This window comes from Pseudomonas sp. K5002 (genome assembly GCF_013386655.1).
Classification (GTDB): Bacteria; Pseudomonadota; Gammaproteobacteria; order Pseudomonadales; family Pseudomonadaceae; genus Aquipseudomonas.
In genome coordinates, this window is the sequence record NZ_JACARK010001004.1 from 1 (window position 1) to 2,532 (window position 2,532).

Sequence of the window (2,532 nt, forward strand, 5' to 3'; positions counted from 1 at the left end):
CACGCGCCACGGCTTCTTCGTTGAAGCACCAGAGGTCTTCCAGCGACCCGCCGCCACGTGCCAGGATCAGCGCGTCGAAGCCGCGTGCATCGGCCAGCTTCAGTGCGCGGACGATCTGCGCCACGGCTTCACGACCTTGTACGGCTGTCGGGATCAACGTCAGTTCCACGTTGGGTGCCCGGCGGCGGAACACGCTGATGATGTCGCGAATCACCGCGCCGGTGGGCGAGCTGATAATCCCGATGCGCCGTGGGTGTGCGGGCAGCGGCACCTTGCGCTCGACACTGAACAGGCCTTCGGCGCTGAGTTTTTCCTTCAGCGCGTCGAAGGCCAGGCGCAGTGCGCCGTCACCGGCCGGCTCCACCGTGTCGAGAATCAGCTGATAGTCGCCACGGCCCTCAAACAGCGAGACCTTGCCCCGCACCTTCACCGCCAGGCCGTCTTTCAACGCCTGGCGCACCCGTGCGGCGTTCTGCCGGAACAGCGCACAACGCACCTGGGCGCCACTGTCCTTGAGGGTGAAATACACGTGGCCGGAGGCCGGGCGGGCGAGGTTGGAGATCTCGCCTTCGACCCAGATATTGGTGAACACGTCTTCCAGCAACACCCGCGCGCGGCCGTTGAGCTGGCTGACAGTCAGGACTTCGCGGTCCAGGCCCAGACGGGCAAAGGGATCTTTAATCATGGGCGGCAGTTTATAGGCATTCGTGCAGGGTTTGACAGAACTGCTCCACCAGCGCGTTCGGCGTTTGCTGGCAGGCGAGGGCGACGGTGCTTTGGCAATCGGGATCGGCCAGGGGTAAAAAATGGATGTTGGCCGGCGCAATGTCCTGCATCGACTCCGGCAGCAAGGCGATCCCGAATCCGGCCTGGATCAGCTGTAACTGCGTGGTCTTGCGCGACATCACCCGCGCCGCCTTGGGGAAAAATCCTGCACGCATGCACAACTCGGCTGACAGGTAACTCAGCCCTCCGCGCTGGGGGTGAGGGATCGAGATAAAAGCTTCGTTCTTCAGTTGCGCCAAATCGATACCGGATGTGTGCCCGGCCAACCGGTGGTTCGGCGGCACGGCCAGCAACAGCCTTTCGCTATATAAAGGCACGATGCGCACGCCTTCGCGCTGGCGCAACACCGGTAAGCGCAACAGCCCGACCTCCAGTCGGCCGTCGGCGATTTCTTCCAACTGGGCTTCGGAGGACAGTTTGGCGATGTCCATCGACACGCTCGGGCATCGTTCCAGCCAGGCACCGATGCCGCGCAGCAGGCGGCCACTCATCGGCACCGTGCTCGAATGGCTCATCCGCAGCGTGCCGAGCTGTCCATTGCCCACTTGCGTCGCCATCTCACTGGCCTTGAGCAGTTCGCCCAGCAGGTTGCGAGCCCGCGGATAAAAAGCCTCTCCCGCAGCCGTCAGTCTTGGCTGGCGCGCGGTACGCTCGAACAATGGCGTTTGCAGCAGGTTTTCCAGCTCCTTGATCTGCCGGCTCAGTGCCGATTGCGCTACAAACAGCCGCTCGGCCGCTGCGCTGAAGCTGCCGCTCTCGGCGATTTCGACGAAGTAACGCAATTGCCGGGTGGAAATCACAAGTCATGCCTTTTCGAGATGAGTGATGGGCTTTGAAGATATTAGTCGCAACGCTTGCCAATGGCTAAAGTGATGGCCATCTCTAATAAGGAATACGTCATGAGTCCGGTCGAGTTGTTGAGTCATTGGTCGTTTGGCGGTGTGGACTGGCTGGTGATAGGCGTGGCGATTGCCCTGGCGTATATCGTGTTCGGCATTGCAGGCTTTGGTACCGCATTGGTCGCGGGGCCGATCCTGATTCTGTTCATGCCGCTGTCGAAGATCATCCCCTTGCTGGTGCTGCTGGATTTTGTCGCGGCCTTCGGCAACCTTCTGCAATCGCGCCGGGATGTGGTGAAACCGGAGTTGTTCAGGCTACTGCCGTGCATGGCGATTGGCTGCACCCTTGGGGTGATCTTCCTGCTCAACCTGCACTCTGATTTATTGCTGCTGTTGATGGGGCTGTTTATCAGCGCCTATGCGATCTACAGCCTGGCGGTGAAGGCCAAGCCCACGCAGATGGCAGCCGGCTGGGCGATTCCCATGGGGGTTGTCGGCGGGCTGTTTGGCGCGTTGTTTGGCAGTGGCGGCTTTCTGTATGCGATCTACCTCAACAGCCGATTGCCCAAGGATGGCGCGCGGGCGACCCAGAGTGCGTTGATCAGTTGCAGCACGGTGGTGCGCCTGAGCCTGTTTCTGATCGCGGGCGTGTATGCCGAGCTACCCTTGTTGATGTTGGCGGTGTGCCTGTTGCCGGCCATGGCGCTCGGGCTGTGGGCGGGGCGGCGGTTGACCCTGCGCATGTCCCGCGAGGCGTTTGTGCGGTTGTTGACCTGGCTGGTGCTGGCCAGTGGCATTGCCTTGATTGCCCGTTACTTGAGTACTTGACCTGATTGTTTCAGGGATTAAGCTGCCAGCCTTCAGGGCCTCTTCGCGAGCAAGCCCGCTCCCACATTTGGAACGCATT

The 2,532-nt window shown here is 61.3% G+C and carries 3 protein-coding genes; 1 reads left to right on the forward strand and 2 read right to left on the reverse strand.

The genetic code is table 11. The features are described from left to right. Together xseA and HX846_RS32420 are read right to left on the reverse strand one after the other, a co-directional pair. A partial coding sequence (gene xseA, locus HX846_RS32415; RefSeq protein ID WP_178966972.1) for an exodeoxyribonuclease VII large subunit occupies positions 1 to 685 on the reverse strand: 685 nt, incomplete at its 3' end. A gap of 10 nt (positions 686 to 695) precedes the next feature. Continuing rightward, positions 696 to 1,586 carry a LysR family transcriptional regulator gene (locus HX846_RS32420; RefSeq protein ID WP_178966973.1) on the reverse strand — a complete coding sequence of 297 codons (891 nt, stop codon included), beginning with the start codon at positions 1,584 to 1,586 and terminating at the stop codon, positions 696 to 698. A gap of 99 nt (positions 1,587 to 1,685) precedes the next feature. Between HX846_RS32420 and HX846_RS32425 the strand changes: the two genes are divergently transcribed. Next, entirely contained in the window at positions 1,686 to 2,453 is a 768-nt protein-coding gene (locus HX846_RS32425) for a sulfite exporter TauE/SafE family protein (RefSeq protein ID WP_178966974.1), read from the forward strand. Positions 2,454 to 2,532: the final 79 nt, after the last annotated feature.

Bases quoted from the DNA above. Each gene is read 5' to 3' on its own strand.
- HX846_RS32425 (WP_178966974.1), top strand. From the start codon at position 1,686: ATGAGTCCGGTCGAGTTGTTGAGTCATTGGTCGTTTGGCGGTGTGGAC.